Origin of the sequence: Pseudomonas sp. (assembly GCF_030684895.1) — a bacterium.
Lineage (GTDB): Bacteria > Pseudomonadota > Gammaproteobacteria > Pseudomonadales > Pseudomonadaceae > Aquipseudomonas.
Genome location: NZ_JAUXXP010000002.1, coordinates 1 through 18,648, shown reverse-complemented (window position 1 = coordinate 18,648; position 18,648 = coordinate 1). Strand labels below are relative to the sequence as shown.

19 protein-coding genes are annotated in these 18,648 nt (G+C 55.1%); 9 read left to right on the top strand and 10 right to left on the bottom strand.

Annotation, left to right across the window (positions count from 1 at the left end; all coding sequences use genetic code 11):
- Positions 1-518: 518 nt before the first annotated feature.
- Both Q8M42_RS00760 and Q8M42_RS00755 read right to left on the bottom strand, forming a co-directional pair.
- A complete protein-coding gene (locus tag Q8M42_RS00760) occupies positions 519-1,919 on the bottom strand; it encodes a DEAD/DEAH box helicase (protein ID WP_257776587.1) in 1,401 nt (466 codons plus the stop codon).
- Positions 1,916-2,506 (bottom strand): hypothetical protein, encoded by a 591-nt coding sequence (locus Q8M42_RS00755; protein WP_257776586.1) that lies wholly within the window; start codon positions 2,504-2,506, stop codon positions 1,916-1,918. The genes Q8M42_RS00760 and Q8M42_RS00755 overlap by 4 nt, the downstream gene beginning before the upstream one ends.
- Positions 2,507-2,608: 102 nt before the next feature.
- On the opposite strand from Q8M42_RS00755, the gene Q8M42_RS00750 reads away from it, so the two are divergent.
- Positions 2,609-2,839 (top strand): helix-turn-helix domain-containing protein, encoded by a 231-nt coding sequence (locus Q8M42_RS00750; protein ID WP_257776585.1) that lies wholly within the window; start codon positions 2,609-2,611, stop codon positions 2,837-2,839.
- A 561-nt stretch (positions 2,840-3,400) separates the two neighbouring features.
- The gene (locus Q8M42_RS00745) at positions 3,401-3,607 is read left to right on the top strand and encodes an MbcA/ParS/Xre antitoxin family protein (protein WP_304870786.1); all 207 of its coding nucleotides are present in this window, start codon (positions 3,401-3,403) and stop codon (positions 3,605-3,607) included.
- 67 nt (positions 3,608-3,674) lie between these two features.
- Here Q8M42_RS00745 and Q8M42_RS00740 read toward each other — a convergent pair whose 3' ends face one another.
- From Q8M42_RS00740 to Q8M42_RS00720, 5 genes are all read right to left on the bottom strand, one after another.
- Entirely contained in the window at positions 3,675-4,532 is an 858-nt protein-coding gene (locus Q8M42_RS00740; protein ID WP_304870788.1) for a sterol desaturase family protein, read from the bottom strand.
- 129 nt (positions 4,533-4,661) lie between these two features.
- Positions 4,662-5,396 carry a helix-turn-helix domain-containing protein gene (locus tag Q8M42_RS00735; protein ID WP_304870790.1) on the bottom strand — a complete coding sequence of 245 codons (735 nt, stop codon included), beginning with the start codon at positions 5,394-5,396 and terminating at the stop codon, positions 4,662-4,664.
- 10 nt (positions 5,397-5,406) lie between these two features.
- Complete coding sequence (locus Q8M42_RS00730) at positions 5,407-5,604, bottom strand: hypothetical protein (protein WP_304870792.1); 198 nt, start codon at positions 5,602-5,604, stop codon at positions 5,407-5,409.
- Positions 5,605-5,611: 7 nt separating this feature from the next.
- A complete protein-coding gene (locus Q8M42_RS00725; protein WP_304870794.1) occupies positions 5,612-6,991 on the bottom strand; it encodes a heavy metal sensor histidine kinase in 1,380 nt (459 codons plus the stop codon).
- Complete coding sequence (locus Q8M42_RS00720) at positions 6,988-7,671, bottom strand: heavy metal response regulator transcription factor (RefSeq protein ID WP_304870796.1); 684 nt, start codon at positions 7,669-7,671, stop codon at positions 6,988-6,990. Before Q8M42_RS00720 ends, Q8M42_RS00725 begins: the two co-directional genes overlap by 4 nt.
- Positions 7,672-7,880: 209 nt before the next feature.
- Between Q8M42_RS00720 and Q8M42_RS00715 the strand changes: the two genes are divergently transcribed.
- From Q8M42_RS00715 to Q8M42_RS00690, 6 genes are all read left to right on the top strand, one after another.
- Positions 7,881-8,240 carry a co-regulatory protein PtrA N-terminal domain-containing protein gene (locus Q8M42_RS00715; RefSeq protein WP_304870798.1) on the top strand — a complete coding sequence of 120 codons (360 nt, stop codon included), beginning with the start codon at positions 7,881-7,883 and terminating at the stop codon, positions 8,238-8,240.
- A 161-nt stretch (positions 8,241-8,401) separates the two neighbouring features.
- Complete coding sequence (locus Q8M42_RS00710; RefSeq protein ID WP_304870800.1) at positions 8,402-8,956, top strand: plastocyanin/azurin family copper-binding protein; 555 nt, start codon at positions 8,402-8,404, stop codon at positions 8,954-8,956.
- A 149-nt stretch (positions 8,957-9,105) separates the two neighbouring features.
- The gene (locus tag Q8M42_RS00705; protein WP_304870802.1) at positions 9,106-9,639 is read left to right on the top strand and encodes a cupredoxin family protein; all 534 of its coding nucleotides are present in this window, start codon (positions 9,106-9,108) and stop codon (positions 9,637-9,639) included.
- 102 nt (positions 9,640-9,741) lie between these two features.
- On the top strand, positions 9,742-9,987 hold the full coding sequence (locus Q8M42_RS00700; protein WP_304870804.1) for a DUF2933 domain-containing protein: 246 nt from the start codon (positions 9,742-9,744) through the stop codon (positions 9,985-9,987).
- A gap of 5 nt (positions 9,988-9,992) precedes the next feature.
- Positions 9,993-12,359 carry a heavy metal translocating P-type ATPase gene (locus Q8M42_RS00695; protein ID WP_304870806.1) on the top strand — a complete coding sequence of 789 codons (2,367 nt, stop codon included), beginning with the start codon at positions 9,993-9,995 and terminating at the stop codon, positions 12,357-12,359.
- Positions 12,360-12,516: 157 nt separating this feature from the next.
- Complete coding sequence (locus tag Q8M42_RS00690; RefSeq protein WP_304870808.1) at positions 12,517-12,735, top strand: heavy-metal-associated domain-containing protein; 219 nt, start codon at positions 12,517-12,519, stop codon at positions 12,733-12,735.
- 88 nt (positions 12,736-12,823) lie between these two features.
- Here the strand turns inward: Q8M42_RS00690 and Q8M42_RS00685 are convergent, their stop codons facing one another.
- The 3 genes from Q8M42_RS00685 to Q8M42_RS00675 all read right to left on the bottom strand — a co-directional run bounded on the left by Q8M42_RS00685 (position 12,824) and on the right by Q8M42_RS00675 (position 17,054).
- A complete protein-coding gene (locus Q8M42_RS00685) occupies positions 12,824-15,172 on the bottom strand; it encodes a S8 family peptidase (protein WP_370692761.1) in 2,349 nt (782 codons plus the stop codon).
- Positions 15,173-15,360: 188 nt separating this feature from the next.
- Positions 15,361-16,344 carry an AAA family ATPase gene (locus tag Q8M42_RS00680; RefSeq protein WP_304870812.1) on the bottom strand — a complete coding sequence of 328 codons (984 nt, stop codon included), beginning with the start codon at positions 16,342-16,344 and terminating at the stop codon, positions 15,361-15,363.
- A gap of 104 nt (positions 16,345-16,448) precedes the next feature.
- Positions 16,449-17,054: a DUF6088 family protein gene (locus tag Q8M42_RS00675; RefSeq protein WP_304870814.1), complete on the bottom strand. Its 606-nt coding sequence runs from the start codon at positions 17,052-17,054 to the stop codon at positions 16,449-16,451.
- A gap of 383 nt (positions 17,055-17,437) precedes the next feature.
- Between Q8M42_RS00675 and Q8M42_RS00670 the strand changes: the two genes are divergently transcribed.
- On the top strand, positions 17,438-18,648 hold a 1,211-nt coding region (locus tag Q8M42_RS00670; RefSeq protein WP_305282889.1), incomplete at its 3' end, for a copper ion binding protein.

Genomic DNA, 18,648 nt, shown 5'->3' with positions numbered 1-18,648 from the left:
ACAGTGCTTCTGACCGGGATGCCCTTCTCAATGAGGTGAACACTGTCAAACTGCCCATGATCGTTATGAGCATTGACGACCCTAACGGCCGGATGTGTCCGTATTGTCTGGGTGAGCGCGCCCGGCCAAGAAGCCAGCAGGCTCATTTTCCCGTCCTTTAGTCGCAGCGACGCGGAACATACTGTGCTGCCACTCTGACGTGGGTGTCATCAAGCGTGCCGCTTCGTGTGAGAACTTAGCTATCAAGGCATACTTGCGGGTCTTTCTTTTTTGCATCAAGTTAATCCTCGGCATATATGCGCGCGCAAACATCTATCAAGCTTCGCAATCGGCACACGCACCCGATCGAAGTAGCACGCGTAAAAGCGCTGCAACCGTCGAAGCCCCAGTCATCAGCCATGCCTCAACGTGTGAGTCATAATCTCCATGCCCACACCCACTAATTTCTTAGTCAATGACACTGCCAACCCTATACATTCGCAACTCGCGTTACTCCAGATTCATTAGGCGTCAACACATCAAAAACAAGCTAACAACTGCTGCCTGTAATGCTGGGAAAAACTCACCTGATAACTTGGCTCGACTGAAAAGCCCTCTAGTGAAATGATGCTCGTAGTTCCAGCCTCAATAGCCTGCTCTTTGCCACACCCAATACTGTTATCCAGATTATTGATAATGTCTGTAGCCTCGGCCGAACTAGGCGTTGAGCCTGAAGCGGAAGCTGGCATCTGTACCTCGTTCAGTACCGCCAAGTCCTCCGGCAAATCATCCGCAATTCTCTCAGCCAAACACTGCAGCGTCGGCTCCGCCAACATGTACAGCCAAGCTTGATCATCGGACTCACCTGTACGCCGAAGCACTCGCCCAAGCACCTGCCGGTAATGCAACTCGGTGCGGATGCGACTGAGGTAGCAGCACACCTGAAGACGAGGGATGTCCGTTCCTTCGCTGATCATTCCGACGGCCACAATCCAGCGAGAGGCGCTCTGCCTAAACGCATTGATTACTTGCTGCGCATCCGGCGTTTTGTTGGTCACAATGCAGCACTCCCCACCCCTGGATTCCAGAGCTTGAGCAATTTGATGGGCGTGCTCAATGTCAGTTGCAACAACTAAACCAGCAGCATTCGGCTTGATTTGGCGAAGCTCATTGAGCTTGCTACATCCAAGATCGAGTAGCTGATTGATCACGTCGTCATGGCGTAGCAATTCTTCGTAAGTGACAGGTGACTCCCCCAAGAGCTTGGCAATACTGGGGAACATTCTGACTGTACTCTCAGGACCCATTTCCTCGGTCAGTTTTACCTTCTGATTGTCGAGCAAGACAATACGAGGAGAACGGCATACCGCATCGGCAATGGCCTCTTTCAGTCCGTATCGGTAGTCACAGATTAAGTGCCCTTCTGGCGTCGAGTATCGGGCCAAGACAATAGCCCGGTCATCTGAGCGCCACGGCGTACCGGAGAGAGCCAAGGTGAAGGCTGCGCGATCTTGTATCCGATGCAATATCTGCTGCCCCCAGGCGTTGCTGAGGAGCGGATCATGGCCAGCGCAATGGTGAATTTCGTCGAAGACCACGAGCACACGGTAATCATCAAGAAGCTGCCAGAATCCCTCATCTCGGTACTCCATGGCCTGGTAAGTAAACGCCGTTCCCACAGCGCCTATCTGGCCATCCAGTCGCCTGCCAAGTACCTCTGCAAAGGTTGAGCGGAAGCCATCGACAACCTGGCAGGATGGCGCGAAGCACATCACCAGATCGATTCTGTCCTGCTTAAGCAATCTGCTGGCTAGCTCTGCCGCCATGCGTGTCTTCCCGGCTCCCGGCGTGGCCTGGCAGAAGAAGTGCGGTGTGCTGGTAAAGTGCTCCAACGCCGTGTCTATGCAGCTGAGTTGCCAGTCCCGCAGCGATGTGGTCATCGTGAAGAGGCAAGCGTCTTGAGGGTCTTTTCGATGGCGCGAAGATGCCCTAGCAGACGTGAACTGCGATCTCTGGCCTCCAGGTACTCGTCCTCAACTTTGTCCCGCAAATGCGGCATATCTTCTAGGAGCAGTTTGAACCGCTCCGCCTCACCCATCGAAGACAAGAAGTCCAAGCGGATTTCTTTGTGGAGCGCTTCCAAATGCTGATCTGCAATGGCTGACGATTCGAGCGGGACAGCCTCAATGTCATGCGCTGCAGATTCCCGCTCGGGCTCACAAGCAGTCTTGAGGCTGCTCTCAAACCCGTTGTCGATCAGCTGCAATTTCAGATGTACCGGAATCGGCTTTAGGTGGTAGACCTGCCCACGCGGACGACGCTCTTCATCTAGCACAAGCCAGCCCATGCGCAGTAATCGTCGAATCTGCTCATACACATAACGGCGTAAATCGGCGACACGGAAAGTCATGCCATCTAGGCGCTTGGCATAGGCATCACGCAGTTCACGGGTCGTGAATCTTGTGTTCCCTTCTTCCTGAAGCAGCTCATACAGACGCCTGTCGAAGATAAACGAGGCCGATTTCATTGAGGCACCAGAAGAGTTAACGCGGAAAAATGCGGATTATAGTCCGTGGCTCCAGCGTCCGCAAACGCACGATAGTGCCGCCTCAGAGGAATTGAGACGGTCATGGATAAATTGGCGAAAGTGTTAGGGGAACGCATCCGAACACAAAGGAAGGTTTGCCACATGTCTCAGGATGTACTGGCGCTGGCCTGCAGTATCGATCGCAGCTATATGGGTCGGATTGAGCGCGGCGAAGTAAACATCACCGTCGAGAAGCTATATCGCATCGCAGGCGAGCTGGCCTGCGAACCCTCCTGCCTTTTGCCTCAGATGTCAGAGCTACAATGCACCTGACTCATACCGCCGACGCCTGACGTTTTCTCCTGACTGCTTAATTTGCTTTTCGGTTCCAGTGAATCGTCCTAGCACAGCTCGCGCGCCAGCTTTATTCCAGCACTCTATCTGGGTTATTCGGGTTGAGGACAGGTGTCGCAAGCTTGGCGGAAGCACAGACGCCCTCCATAATGAAATCAAAGCGAAGCTCTCTAAACCAGAGCCTGCGGTTCTTTGCTCCATATGGGTAACCCATCATGGCTCGCCCCATCAAATCCCGAAGCACAAAGGTTCACACCTCATACTCCAACGAGTCGCTCAAGGAGCAAGCCCTTACCGCGTGGACTGATCAAGAGCAAGACCACCATTTCATGACTCATGATGCACTGGCCGATGTAGATGCCAGCAGGGTGACCAATCACCAAGCTGTCCAAGATTGGGCTGACAGCCTCAGTGACGGAGATCCGACCCAGCGCCTTTTACCTGATATGCCTCTTTAAGCAATAGCGATGGGGGCTAGGCAGGCTATTTCCATCCCGCAATATGTTCGTCTAAAAACTGCAATTTGAACTAAGGCTATCTATGTTTGACTACAGTGATCCGCAATACACAGAACTGCTTGCACTAGCCACAGAGGTTCTTGGCAGTAGTGAAATTGCCGTTGCATGGATGAATGGGCCGGCTTTAGGTCTAAATGGCTATCGTCCGATCGACCTCATTTTCGACCAAAATAGTGCAGAGGAAGTTAAAACTCTATTAGATCGTATGCGCTATGGAATTTATCATTAACAAAACTATGACTGCGGCTCACGATTACTCCCTTGAATGATCACCTCTATTCTTTTCACGAAAAACTCTAAACTTTATTCCTGAATGGTTCGGCCAACTGATCTATATATCCGGTTGGGTAACGCCGATCACGCAGGCCGACATCATTACTACCTGATTGATTAGCGCTGTCGTAGAAGGTTTTGAAGAGCAGATCCCACACCAGCAGGAATTCACCGAAATTGACCTGGGCATCCTCGAAATCGCGCTTGTGATGCCAACGATGTGTTTCAGCTACGCCGATAATGCGCCGCAACCATCCTAGCGAGTAGTCCACATTGGAATGCTGGAAAGCCAAGTGCACTGTCAGTATCCCGAACCAACTTGCTACCAATTCTGATGGAGTGCCCATCGCGAAAAGTATGAGCAATCCGGGGCCGGCCATGATCGCGGCATGAAGAGGATGCCGACGCTCCCCGTTCATCCAATAGAGCCGCTCCGCACTGTGGTGAGGCTCGTGTAAATACCACAGCCAAGGGATGTGGTGACTGAGTCGGTGCATGGCATACAAACTCAGGTCCAAGATGGCTGCAACAATGAGTAGTTGTAACCAAAGAGGCAGCTCAGTGGGGAACCCGCTCAGTTCAGCAGGCACCAGGTCCCCCAAGCGCGATAGTACGGTGGCAGTGAACTGGATGACCGACAAATTCACTACAAGGTGAATCAGATCCGTCAGGGTATCGTCATGGTCGTCGAGCCAGTCCTGCCGAAACGGCTGATAACGTTCTAAGCCAGCTACGCAGCCGACTCCCAAGGCCGCTAATATGGCTGTACTCGGCCAGTACGGAATGCCTTGATAGAGCAGCCAGACCATACCGGCCGATACGCCACCGAAAATGGCTGGATAACTAAACCAGCGAAGTAAAAACCTCGAAGTGCTGCCCATCGCGAATCCTCCATGCAGTAGGTTTCACTCTGAACTGTCCGGCCGCTATACGCTTGAACGAAGGAGCTGATCACTTGGGCTGCAGATACGCTAAACGCATCGGCGGAAGCATCTCAGTTGAAGTAAATATCAGCTTGTTAGTTTCACGTGCCCGAGTGCGGAAGAGGGATCGAGCCCGAACAACGCTCTAAAAGAGCGTGAAAAATGGGCGGCGTCGGCAAATCCAGCAGCATGGGCGGCGGCTGTCAGGTTATGGCCAATAGACACGAACCGTAGCGCTACAACCAGCCGACTCCATTTGCGATAGCTACGCAGCGGAAGGCCCGTTTGCTCAACGAACCAGTGAGAAAACCGGGTGGGCGACAGATGCACAAGCTCGGCCAATCGCGCCCGATCATCGTGTCGCTCCTCCAGCGCCTGAAGTATTGCCCGCATACGCAGATCCGCGGCCTGCGGAGTTTTCAGGCCCAGCAGTCGCCTAACCTCCTCACGAACTAGATGAGCAGATACCTCCGGCGTTTCAAGTAGCTGCTCGATGGCAAACGTATTGCCGACAGAGATCGAGACCAACTGGGCGGCCGATATACAGCTCATAGCACGGGCCTCTTCCGATAGCGCATCAAGGTATATCGAAAGCACTTCAGCGCCCTCAATCTGATGCAGCGTGCCGGCCTGTATGCAGATGGACTGAGCAGTAAGCGCCTGACACGGACCACGCACCGTCACTTGACCGCTAAGGCCAATGGTCACTTGGTGCGCCATATGTCGATGCAGGTCATGGCTGCCGGCGTGCCCCAAGAAGATCCCCAGCCCTGGCGATACCCAGGCTTTTCCACGCCAGCAGACACCCTCGGGAATGGCCATTCAAAGCGCCTCAGGCCTTTGTGTCGTGCTGATGTTCGATTTTGCGGATTTCGGCCTGAAAAGCCTCATCAAGCAGGCTCGGCTTCTTGCGCCATGGCTGGCGATCAGGCTTGCGCTGCGCGGCGTACAACACAATTTCACCGCCCGCGGTAGCGACAAAGCTTTGTGCTTGTCGCTCAAGCTCGGCTCTTAACTCGTCTTTGGTCATGACGCCCCTATGATGGTTGCTGGGGAAATTCCAAGTGGAAGGCGGTGATGCCATTGCCGGAGGTGCACCAGATCTTTCCTTTGTGGGACTCAACAATTGATCGAGTAATGGCCAAGCCAAGCCCGGCATTGCTCGGACTGCCTTCACGGCGAGCCGGGTCTACTCGATAGAAACGATCGAACAGTTTATCCAGGTGCTCCGGCTTGATGGTTTCGCCTGGGTTCTCGACGATGAGCGTGACAGCACTAGCGGTCGACTTGATCGTTACCGAGATCGTCTTCCCGGCAGGTGTATAGCGCAGTGCATTCGACAACAGATTCGAGATCGCCCGATCCAGCATCAGCTTGTCACCCAGCACGCTGCCTGAACCAGTCACAACCAGCTGGATGCCATGCTCATCAGCTATTAGGTGGTAGTACTCAAACAGCTTGGTGACTACCTCGCTGAACTCAATGCGCGTCTGCTCGGGAATGATCAAGCCGTTGTCCGATTTAGCCAGGAACAGCATGTCATCGATCATGCGCGACATGCGTTTCAGATCTTCTAAATTCGAGTAGAGGTTCTCCTCATAGGCTTCGAGGTTGCGTTTCTGGGTGAGTACCACCTCGGTGTGCGTCATCAGGTTGCTGAGAGGTGTGCGTAACTCATGAGCGATATCGGCAGAGAAATTTGAGAGTCGAACAAAGGCGTCATCGAGCCTGGCAAGCATCGCATTAAACGAAGTAACCAACTGCTGAAGCTCAAGAGGGACGGGCTCCAGTGGGATACGCTCTTTCAATGACCTCGCCGACATTGACGTAGCAACGAAGGTCACCTGTCGCAGGGGTCTCAATCCACTACGCGCTACAATCCAGCCCAACGCAGCGCTGACCAGTGCGCTAATCACCAAGCCAATCCAGAACCATCGCTGCAGCGTTTCAAAGAAATGCACATGATTGGTCACATCAAGGATCAATAAGGCCGTTAGGAACGCGGGCTGATCAGGGGTCGAAACCTGCGCAGTCATCCCCCTGTACATGTGCCCGCTCTCCTCCCACTCCCACATACCGTGATCAGGGCTGAGGCGGTACTTTTCGGGAACTTTGAACGCTTGTGGCTCGGCAAAAAGTACAGTGCCGTCGTTTGCAAGGATGACTGCCGCCAGATCGTGGTGAGCCCCTAATAGCGCTTTCAGCTGGGGCAGCACTCCTTCAAGGTCTGCATGGCTCCGTGTATTACTCAGAATCTGCTGAGTTGATTCGAGCTTCTCATCCAGTGTCTGCTGGTCGAGCATCATGAAGTGATGTCGACTGAGCTCATTAAAGCTCAGGCCTGCAACTGTGAGGACTGCAATCACCGCAAGCATGAACATCAAGCTCATGCGCGCAGTCAGTGACAGGTGCTTCATTCCGACTCCGGAGCATCAAGCATGTAACCCATGCCGCGGGCGGTATGAATCAGTTTCAGCTCGAATTCATCGTCAATTTTCGCCCGCAAGCGCCGGACAGCTACTTCGATAACATTGGTATCGCTGTCGAAATTCATGTCCCATACCTGGGAAGCGATCAACGATTTCGGAAGGACTTCGCCGCGCCGACGCAGCAGTAGTTCGAGCAACGCGAACTCCTTCGCGGTCAGGTCAATTCGCTTGCCACAGCGTACGGCACGCCGCTTCAGCAGATCAACTTCAAGGTCGGCTATTCTCATGGTGGTCTGCGTGGGCGAACTATTGCCGCGGCGGAGCAATGTCCTGACGCGGGCTAACAACTCAGAGAAAGCGAATGGCTTGACTAGGTAATCGTCCGCCCCCAGCTCTAGGCCTTTCACACGATCCTCAACACCGTCACGTGCCGTCAGAAATAGCACCGGAACATTTTTCCCTGCCGCCCGAATCATCCGCAGCACTTCCCAGCCATCCAGACCCGGCATCATTACGTCCAAAATCAGCAGGTCATAGACTTCGCTCAGTGCATGCTGAAGCGCATCCGTTCCCGTCATAACGCGGTCGACGTTGAATCCAGCCTCAGTGAGACCCTGTTGCAGATAAGTGCCTGTTTTGGGCTCGTCTTCAGCGACCAGAAGTTTCATGCGGGCTGTTCCCAAGTTTTGAGTGGCCTGAGTGTGCAGTCAAATCCCCCTCCCAACCAGAAGCTTACGCAAATGTAATCTTAGCCTCAGCTCTCTGTCAGGGAACCTTGTCTAGGGTGCAGGCATGAGCACTAGGTTGTGCTCTTGGCCCTCGAATGAATAACAAACCAGAGGTGCCCAGTCACAGCGTCAACTGAGGAGACTGCCCTATGAAACTGCTTAAACCCTTATTTCTGGCTGGTTCGCTCCTGCTTTCTTCAGCTGTTCTGGCAGAGGGAGGGAGCGACCGTATCTTCGAGCGTATCGAGAACATGCGCGACAAAGCCGAAGCGGTACTGATTCAGGCGGAAAAGGCTCCCGCCAGCGAGCGCCATGTGCACATGAAGGAGCACATGAAGATGCTCGACGAAATGATGAGCCAGCTGCACAGCGAGCATCCAGCTCCCGGCATGTCTACGGAAGAACATCTCGCATGGATGGAGCGGCACGACAAATTGGTTGATGACGTCCTCGGGCAAATGATGCGTGAGCACAAGCTGATGATGGCTGATAAAGAGTGCCACCCTTAAGAATTCCCATCTTCAAGGCCTTCATGATTGCTCCTTTGGCCTAGCGGCACCTTCACGGTGCCGCATTTTTCAAGCTGACTAATTTGTAGTTTTGGGGTAAGCCCCCCGGCAGGATGCGGGGAATAGCATGAGATTTCCAACCACCTCAGTGAGGTCTCATCATGAAACGTTCACGTCCACAACTGTTGGTCACAGCACTTCTCTTCTCAGCTGTAGCTCAAGCCTCAGCGCAAACCTCCAGTGAACCCAGCATTGGCCAGCAGACCCAAGCGACTCCCACTACGCGTACCGTCTTTATCAAGATGGATGACATCAGCTACGGCCAGAAATCTATCGATGTGAAGCCTGGCGAAACTGTCCGCTTCGTGTTGAAGAACGAAGGGGCGCTGATGCACGAATTCAATATCGGTAAAGCCGTATCGCAACTGGAACATCAACGCAAAATGGCCCTCTTATTTAAAGAAGGCACGCTGACGCCAACGGGCAAGGCAAAGTCTGTCGTCTGGCGTGAACGATCAGGCTTAGGGGACTCCAATCCACCGGGCATTCCTGAAGTCGTTGAAGCGATACATGATGATCCCAACGCCGTCCTTGTTGAGCCCGGAACTACCAAGGAATTTGTCTGGACCTTCCACGACACGGCCAACCTCAACTTCGCCTGCACTCTCCCTGGACATTATCAGGCAGGGATGGTCGGTGAGTTCGTAATGCGTTGAATCAACAACCGGTGCCCCGGCAAATGCCGGGCCGCACCTGATTTTAGTGCGTCCTTCAGATATGTATTTTTCGCGAAAGCCAGTCGATAGCTCAGCCTAGTTAGCCGGCATTGGTGACACCCCAAAAAACGCTGTTCCTGAGGTTCATTATGAAAACCAAACTCGCTTCTTTGTTTATTACCACAACCCTGATTCTTTCCGCCTCTATAGCTATGGCTAGCCCGAGCCATAGTAAAAGCGATATCGGTCAGCCTGGGGGCTCCACAAAAGCGGATCAAACCATCGAAATCAGGATGGGCGATATTTTTTTCGAGCCTAAGAGTATTGATATCAAAGCAGGAGAAACCGTCCGCTTCGTACTCAAGAATGAGGGATCGCTGCTGCACGAGTTCAACTTGGGCATGGCAGCAGCACATGCCGCCCATCAAAAAGAAATGGCCGCAATGTTTCAGAACGGCACGCTTTCTCCAACGGGAGCACAAGACATGAGCAAGATGGATCATGCCATGGGCGGGATGAAGATGGTCGGCATGAAACACGACGATCCAAACAGCGTCTTGATCGAACCGGGGGCCACTGAAGAACTGGTATGGACCTTTACCAAAGCAACAGGGCTTGAGTTCGCCTGCAACATCCCAGGCCATTATCAATCGGGAATGGTCGGCAAAGTGAACGTACGCTAGTCATTGAGTTCGGATTGATATACGTCAATCGCTTGGGCGCAGTAAAGACTGTTGTCAATTCTACCCCACCAATACTGCCTCAACTCAAACGAGGATCGAGCCATGGACCACTCCCACCACACAGGCTCTGAATTGCCATTTTGGAAAAGCAAAACTGGCATTGCGCTGATCATGTTGGCTGTCATCGGCGTTTTTTATGTGGCCCGCGAGCATTTTGGTCACATCTCCCAGGCACTGCCTTACTTGATTCTGCTGCTGTGCCCGCTGATGCACATGTTCGGCCACAACCACGGTGGACATTCCCATCGCAGCGAGACCGATACTCCCAAGGACGACAACAGGAAGTAAGCCCAATGCACACCACCCAGTGCCATCTCGACCATGAACATTCCAAGCATCAGGAAGACCAGCATGGAAGTCAGCACGATCCGGTGTGCGGCATGGTCGTCAAGCCAGACAGCCAATTCACTGAAAGCCACGAAGGCCAGACATACCTTTTCTGTAGCGCCAAATGCCAGGAGAAGTTTCGCGCAGACCCTACCCGCTACATACACCGTCCCCAGCATCATGAACATATACATCATGAAACCCCGCTTACCGCACCTGGAGCCTCTGGATCTGCGGAGTACACCTGCCCGATGCATCCGGAAATACGTCAGCCACAACCTGGAAATTGCCCCATCTGCGGCATGACCCTGGAGGCAGTGATCCCGGAATTAGAGGAAGAGGAGAATTCAGAACTCAAGGATTTCTCCCGGCGCTTCTGGTGGACGCTCCCTCTCACGATCATCGTGACTGTCTTGGCTATGGCAGGCCACTCGTTAACGCTATTCCATGGCGCAACGCAGAACTGGGTAGAGCTTGCCTTGGCGACGCCTGTGACACTCTGGGGCGGCTGGGTATTCTTTGCCCGAGGCATCGACTCGATCCGCCATCGCAGCCCAAATATGTGGACATTGATTGGCCTCGGCACAGCGGCAGCCTACCTCTACAGCGTTGCCGCGACCCTGGCCCCACAGCTGTTCCCCCAAGCCTTTTTCCAGGACGGGCGCATTGGTGTCTACTTCGAAGCTGCGGCGGTAATTATCTCGCTGACGTTATTGGGCCAGATGCTCGAACTCAAGGCTCGCTCACAAACCTCAGCTGCCATCAAATCGCTATTGGGCCTGGCACCCAAAACCGCGCGACGCATCAAACCCGACGGCTTGGAAGAAGATATTCCGTTGACCCATGTGCACCTGGGCGACCATCTGCGAGTACGTCCCGGCGAGAAAGTTCCGGTGGACGGCACAGTTCTCGAAGGCGAAAGCGCCGTCGATGAAGCCATGCTGACCGGCGAACCGCTACCGGTGACCAAGCGCGTTGGCGATACGCTGATTGGCGCGACCATGAATACCCACGGTAGCCTGGTCATGCAGGCGCAGAAGGTGGGAGCCGACACCATGTTGTCCCAAATAGTGCAGATGGTCGCCAGAGCACAGCGCTCCAAGGCACCCATGCAGCGTATGGCTGATGCCGTAGCGGGCTACTTCGTGCTTGGCGTGATCGCCATCGCGATCCTCACGTTCTTCGGCTGGGGCTTGTTCGGTCCGGAGTCGGGCTGGGTATTTGGTCTGATCAACGCGGTTGCCGTACTGATCATCGCCTGTCCCTGTGCACTGGGTCTGGCGACCCCTATGTCGGTGATGGTTTCGACTGGCAAGGCTGCAACCAGTGGTGTCTTGTTCCGCGATGCCAGTGCCATTGAGAACCTGTGCAAGATCGATACGCTGATCGTCGACAAAACCGGCACGCTGACCGAGGGACGGCCTGTATTCCATAGCGCAGAGGGTGCCGGCCCATTCGAACCGAACGAGGTGCTGCGATTGGCTGCAAGCCTTGATCAAGGCAGTGAGCATCCGCTGGCCCATGCGATCGTTGATTACGCCCGCACCCAGGGTATTGAGTTGGCCAAGCCGGACTCTTTCGAGTCGGGCTCCGGCATCGGCGTGCGCGGCCAAGTGGAAGGTCGGCAGCTGCAATTGGGTAATACAGCATTGATGGCAGACGCCGGAGTAGATGCCACCCCTCTGAGTAACCGGGCAGAGCAGCTCCGCCTAGAGGGCATTAGCATTGTCTTCTTGGCGGTGGATGGCGTTCTGGCAGGACTTCTGGCTGTCTCCGATCCGATCAAACCGACCTCCAAACAAGCAGTTACCAGGCTTCAAGAGGTCGATGTGAAAGTCATCATGGCCACTGGCGATGGGCTTACTACCGCAAGGGCGGTAGCCAGGGAGTTGGGTATTGAAGAAGTCCATGGCGAGGTTAAACCTCAGGACAAGGAAAAGTTGGTTGCCGACCTGCAGAGCTATGGCCGCCGAGTAGCCATGGCTGGCGATGGCATCAACGACGCACCTGCGCTGGCTCGTGCCGATGTGGGTATTGCGATGGGAACCGGTACAGATGTGGCGATGAACAGTGCTCAGGTGACCTTGGTCAAAGGTGATCTGATGGGCATCTTACGGGCAAGAACACTGTCCGTGGCCACGGTAAAAAACATGCGGCAGAACCTAGCCTTTGCCTTCATCTATAACGCCATGGGAATTCCACTCGCTGCAGGGGTGCTTTATCCCCTGACTGGCCACTTGCTGTCGCCCATGATTGCGGCATTGGCTATGAGCGTCAGTTCAGCATCGGTTGTATTCAACGCATTGAGACTGCGGAAAATCCGCATCGACTGAAATGAACGTGAATCTAAAGCCAGTCGACAGGTATCAGTAATTGCATCAACTCCGAAAAGACATCTACCAGCGCTAAAAAACAAGCTTGACCTTGCCATCGTGTCAAGGTCGATGCTCAGGTTACGGCATCTATGCCGCCTAACCAACGAGGTGATTTATGTTTGTTCTACAGGTATCAGGAATGGGTTGTGGCAGTTGCGTCAGCAAAATCACAAAGGCAATTCAGGCGGTAGATGAAACCGCAAAAGTGGAGATTGACCGTGCTGCAGGTAAGGTATCGGTAGACAGCCAAGAACCCGCAGAATCTATCCGCAAGGTGATTCAGGACCTGGGCTATACCGCGCAGGTCAGCGCGTTAGAACCGGCTGAGTTGTGATCGACTCCATTTGACACCATCAACTCGAACTTTTGCGAGCGATGAGGTCATGGCTTCAGGGCCATGACCTCATTTGAAACCCGTGATATCAGACCAGTACCGCTGTCTGTGCCTCGATCAGAGTTTCCACTGCCGCATAGAGGTCAACGTCCGTTTGCTGAGTTTTGATCGAGACCACCAGGCTGTACCTTACGGTGTCGTCATATCGCTGCTGCTTAACAAGCGTTTTCCACCACCCCAGTGCGGGATAGATACCAAGCATTCCCCGTCCTGCCAGTTCAGCTGCAGTGCCTCGCCAGATGTCCGAGTGGAGAGAGCCTCGATGTCTTGTCTGGGTACCGAGCAGCCAGTTCGGATCTGAGCCGCCACCCTGGTAACCACCTTCCTCTTCATCCCGTGCACGCTTGTTGATGCGCTGGCGGAACTGGTCACGATCTTCGTTTGGACGGCTGACATCGAAGCGCAAGCCATGCGACTCGTAGCGATAGCGCCCCTTGATACCGCGTTCGGCTATGCCGGGGTTTGGCTCTACGAAGTAGGAAAGTGTCACCCGCATTTCCACCTCGATGTTGCCTAGGTTGAGCAGTTCCTGCTGCGGCCATGGAAGCAGATGAAGATGCATATCCCGCGCGGTGGGCGGCTTGGTGCCCTGCCTCATGAACGGCCTAAGATGGTCCTCGACAATCATGGTCAAGGAGTCGCCGGCACTCCACAGGGCGCGACTTAGATCTGGTACGCCAAATCCGCAGTGCTTGACCAGATTCTCGTAGCCTGCCTTGGTGCCAGCAGCAAGGAAATCCTGCCTCATACGATCAGGCCACTCAGCTGAGTGCACGATTAGAGCTCGTACAGTCTCGGGCCAGAACTGTGGGTAGTTCGTCGATACTTGTGCGGCCATGCGAGCTGCTAGCGCGGATGCTGCGCTGGTGGCGCTGGTCGTCGTCAAAAGCCGTTGTTCTGGTTCGTGTGCCGTGGTGACAAGGGAAAGACAGGGCTCGGTGTATGCTTGTTGCCCGTCTGTAGCCAGGTTACCTCCTTCGAACACTACATCGGGTTTCAAGGGCCAAGCCGAGTTGCTCCAGGTCCCCGAAGTCGTGCTGTATGGGCTGAGGCTGCCTGCGGCAGCGATCGGGCGCAATCCAGGGTTGGGAGGGTCGATAGTGACCTTCTGGGTGTAAGCGCCTACGCACAGTGCGTTCCAGGCCTGGGCCGGATCATGGATTCCGTCAGTGGTGGTGTTATGCGGGTAGTGGGTGGCCTGGTTCTTGTCCGCATTGCCGGCGGACACGACGATCAGCCGAGGGTTAGCCCTCTCTCCCAATACGTCGGATGCGAGCTCATCAACTGCTGCTGACCATGCGGAAGGGCGGCCGCGATCTCGGTCGTCGAGGCTGGTGATCGCCATGCTGTAGACCCTGCGCACTTCCGGCTTGGCGGTATCCGGTTGGGTTACGGCGTCGATCATCAACGCACCGTAGGGCTCCTTTTGATTTCCCTGGGCTGCGGGGAGCAATTTTACCGACTCAAGGCGGTGCTCGATCGAAATCGGGTTCTGCCCATTGAGAGGGTCAAACAGATCACCATAAAGGGCGATTCCTGCGAGCTGTGTGCCATGACCCGTAGTATCCGCAACACCCCAGTTGTGGTTGACGGTGTAAAGGTCATTCGCGTCAATGTGATGAGCTAGGAGTGGGTGGCCCCGATTGACTCCGGTATCTAGAAGGCAGACGCGGATACTGTCGTTCCCTGCGGGGGTGGTTCGCTCAAGCAGGTTCTCGACCCATTCTCTTTGTTCTAGCGGCGCAAGGGCATCAAAAAACTCGGCGGTGTCCTTGGCTCTACGAATCTCGGCGACTTCGTTGAGCAGCAAGAGTGACCGAGTGATGGCCGCTCGCGAGGCGAAAACGTTGAGGACTGTCCGCTCAGGAAACTTCAGCACTTTTTCGGATGTATGAAAGCCACATGCTTCGGCAACCGACTTAAAGCGGTTCAGCACTGCTTCACGGCCTTCCCTGATAGGCAGCCAGAATTCCCACCAAATGGTTTCGTTTTCATCTGGCGGCAACACTGCGGGATCATCAGTCCACAGGGCGTTGAAAGCTGCGACTCGGATTTCTTGGATTGGATTCAGGAGCGGAGCGTTGCGAGGACTCCCCTTGGAGGTCTCTACCTCCAGGTATTGCTTGACGAGGTTCTCAAAGGCTTTGAGCTGACCATCTGGAACGAAAACCGTGGCGAAGTCAGTATTCGTGACGGAGTCATGACGCAGGTTCATGAGCTCAATGTGCTGAGCGCCTCGGGCAAGGCCTTCAAATGCGAGCGCGTAACCCGGCTCACTCCGAAATTCGATTTGCAGGCCGTACCCACCTTCAGGCCTGTCTCCTTGTCGTATTTGCCTTTCAGATGCTTCGCGCTGCAGCTGAACTGCAGAGGCCATCTGACCGCTTACATGTTGGAGTTGAGCGAGTAGCTTTCCGCCATGAGCCCCTCGATTTGGCGTGGGGTAGCGAGGGTCTCGTGTTGCAGATGCTGTGGATCGGAACCGTTCGGGTAGTCCCTGTCCCTGGAGATGAAAGTGAGGCCGTTGTCCGTTGATCGATTCCGTCATCTAAATGCTCAACTACGTTAGGAGTGCCGTCTCCCGTGGAAAGTCTTCCGTTCTTCAAGGTGTCTTTCCACGTCCTTGACCGCCATCTCGGTACGGTCATGAATGATCGTGTCCTTGATCGCGTCGTCTGCCGCCCTCGCAAGTTCTGCATGGCTGAGCCCCTCTGCGACCTTGCAGAGTTTGTCCCAGCTGCGAATCGACTTGGAAAAGTTCGCTAGTCGATTCTTGAGCACAGCCTTGGTCTGTTCCTGATTGGGCAGTCCGTATTCGATAACATCATCGAAGCGTCGGAACAAGGCGTAGTCCAGAATTTCAGGGTGATTGGTGGCAGCGATGATCAGGCTGTTGGATTGGTCCTGCTCGATCATCTGCAGAAAGCTGTTCAGGACGCGACGGATTTCGCCCACGTCGTTGGCAAGACCACGCTGGGAACCGATGGCATCGAATTCGTCGAAGAAATAAATGCCGCGAGTATCGCGAATGGCATCAAAAATCTGACGCAGCTTGGCTGCGGTCTCACCCATGTACTTGGTGATGAGGCTATCAAGGCGGACGATGTACAGCGGAATCCCGAGCTCGCCGGCAAGCGCCGAGGCGGTCATGGTCTTGCCGGTACCGGGCGGCCCAACCAAAAGCAGCTTGCGGCGAGGGGAGAGACCGTGTGCGCGAATCTTCTCGAAATTGCGCTGCTCATTAATGATTCTTCCAAGACGGGCATGAGTGGCCTCGTCCAGGATCATTTCCGAAAAGCGGGTCTGTGGAAGAGCTACTGACAGCAGGTTACTCAGCTCGCCACGAGGCTGGCCGATGGGCACCGGTTGCCCGGAAGGCAGACGATTTTTCTTGGCCGAATCAATTAGAGCCCGCAAATCTTCTGCAAGTTTCCCGTGACCTTGCTTAGCCTCATGGGCCGCCATCTGCATAGCAACGGCAAGGAAATGCGTGTCATCTCCCTTGATATGCGAGCGCAGAAGCGCTTTCAGTTGTTCGCCGCTAGCCATGGTTATCTACCTTTCCGTAGGGGTTAGTTTAATCGTTAAGACCCGCTTCTGACCTTGAATACGTCAACTTTTATTCACACAAGCAATCAGTGTCTGGCCGAAGTTCAACGCAATTCATTTAACACTGCGGCCCTGCCAAGGGCGGTGGCCATCCAGCTGGGAAGGCTTGCACGGACCGAGCCTAGGCTTTCCCACTCAACCTTCGCTAAGTGTCTACGAAGTTTCTGGGCCGAATTTTCAGCCTGATCTTTGCCCGCCCAGGCCATCGCCCTGAGCGCATCCCCGGCTGGCGTCGCCCCCAAGGAGAACAGCCAGTAGGGCGCGTGCTGGAAGTAAATTGTCCGGGAGCCGACTACCAACCGCTTACTTCGCCCTGTGGTGAGGTACACCTCTTTAGTCGAAGCAGCTCGCGTCAACCCCATTGATTTCGCGGCCCGTGCGCCATCGGGCGAGATGCACTGCTTACCCTGAGCAGCGATTGATTTCGCCAATGACTCTGCCGACGGGGCCCTGGTCTGGTCTTTTTCACGCACCGGCGCAACGTAAATACCGCGCGCTATTCGCATCAGTTGCCCGGCTTTAGCCAAGCGACAAAACGCCTGATCAACCGCCGCACGACTACCAAGATGAAGAAACTCTTTGGGCGCAAGAACTCCACCCTCGCTTAGGGATTGGCTGCGTTCCAAGATCGCTTGCGGGATCGATCGCATATGAAAGCTCGGCTCATATCAATGTCAGATATTTAATTACTCTTCTGACATTTGAGCAACAGCCGTTCGTCTTTTGTCGCCAGGGTTGGGCTAACCGGCTCTTTCTCATTGAGCTACGGGTATTCGAGGCTTTGCTGAACGCCACAACGGTGCGACGGATAAAGCGGCACAACTGCTCGCACATGCAGAACAGGCGCGAGCCAAGCAGCTGTCACCCAAAAGTTCGTAGCGTGCGTGCTCTGCCCAGAGGTTGATACGGGCTGCGGCGGTGCCGGCGGCAGTTCGAACTGCTGCGTAGTGAATTAAATCGCCCACAGGCCTTGACCTTCCCACACGGGGAAGCTTGAAACTCTCTTCAACAGAAACATTCAAGGGATATTTCAATGGCTTCCGTTGCCCAACAAGACGTCAATCCATCCATGTCCTCAGTCACTCGCCTGAGCCTGCCCGTCGAAGGCATGACGTGTGCCTCGTGTGTAGGCCGCGTCGAACGCGCGCTGAAAGAGGTCACCGGCGTGCAGATGGCCTCGGTCAATCTGGCCACCGAGCGCGCCGACATCACTTTCACGGGTTTGGCCGACCCGCAGGCGGCTGTTCGCGCCATCGAGAGCGCCGGCTACACCGTTCGCGAAGAGACCACCGAGCTCGCGATCGAGGACATGACCTGCGCATCATGTGTGGGCCGGGTTGAGAAGGCGCTAGCAAAAGTCCCTGGCGTGCTTGAAGCCACTGTCAACCTGGCGACCGAGCGCGCACGGGTGCGCCACCTTGCAGGGGGCCTCTCCACGGCCGACCTTGAAGCAGCGGTCGAACAGGCGGGTTACAAGTCCCGACGCTTGTCCGCCGAAACGCCGACTGCGGGCGATCAGGACGCCGAGCGTCGTGAGAGCGAGGCACGAGCGCTGCGGCGCGATCTGCTTGTCGCCTCCATCCTCACCTTGCCAGTCTTCATCCTTGAGATGGGCTCTCACCTCATTCCCGCCATGCACCATTGGGTGATGGGGTTCCTAGGACAGCAGTCGAGCTGGTATATCCAGTTCGCGCTCGCCACCCTTGTGCTAATCGGTCCGGGCCTACGCTTCTTCCAAAAGGGCGTACCGGCGTTGCTGCGCGGTGCCCCCGATATGAACTCGCTGGTTTCGCTCGGCACCGTGGCGGCTTACGGCTATTCGGTGGTTGCAACCTTTACCCCCAAAGTGCTCCCGCAAGGTACCGCCAACGTCTATTTCGAAGCTGCCGTGGTCATCGTGACCTTGATCCTGCTCGGACGAATGCTGGAGGCGCGCGCCAAGGGGCGTACGTCGCAGGCGATCAAGCGGCTAGTCGGACTTCAGGCCAGGACCGCGCGTGTCGAGCGCAACGGCGAGGCGATAGAAATTGCGCTCGATCAAGTGGCGACAGGTGACGTCGTGCTCGTTCGTCCGGGCGAGAAGATTCCGGTCGACGGCGAGGTCGTCGAGGGCACCTCTTATGTTGACGAGAGCATGATCACCGGCGAGCCGGTGCCCGTGTCGAAGGGCGCTGGGGCTGAGGTCGTCGGTGGCACGATCAACAAGACGGGCGCTTTCAGTTTCCGCGTAACCAAGGTCGGCGC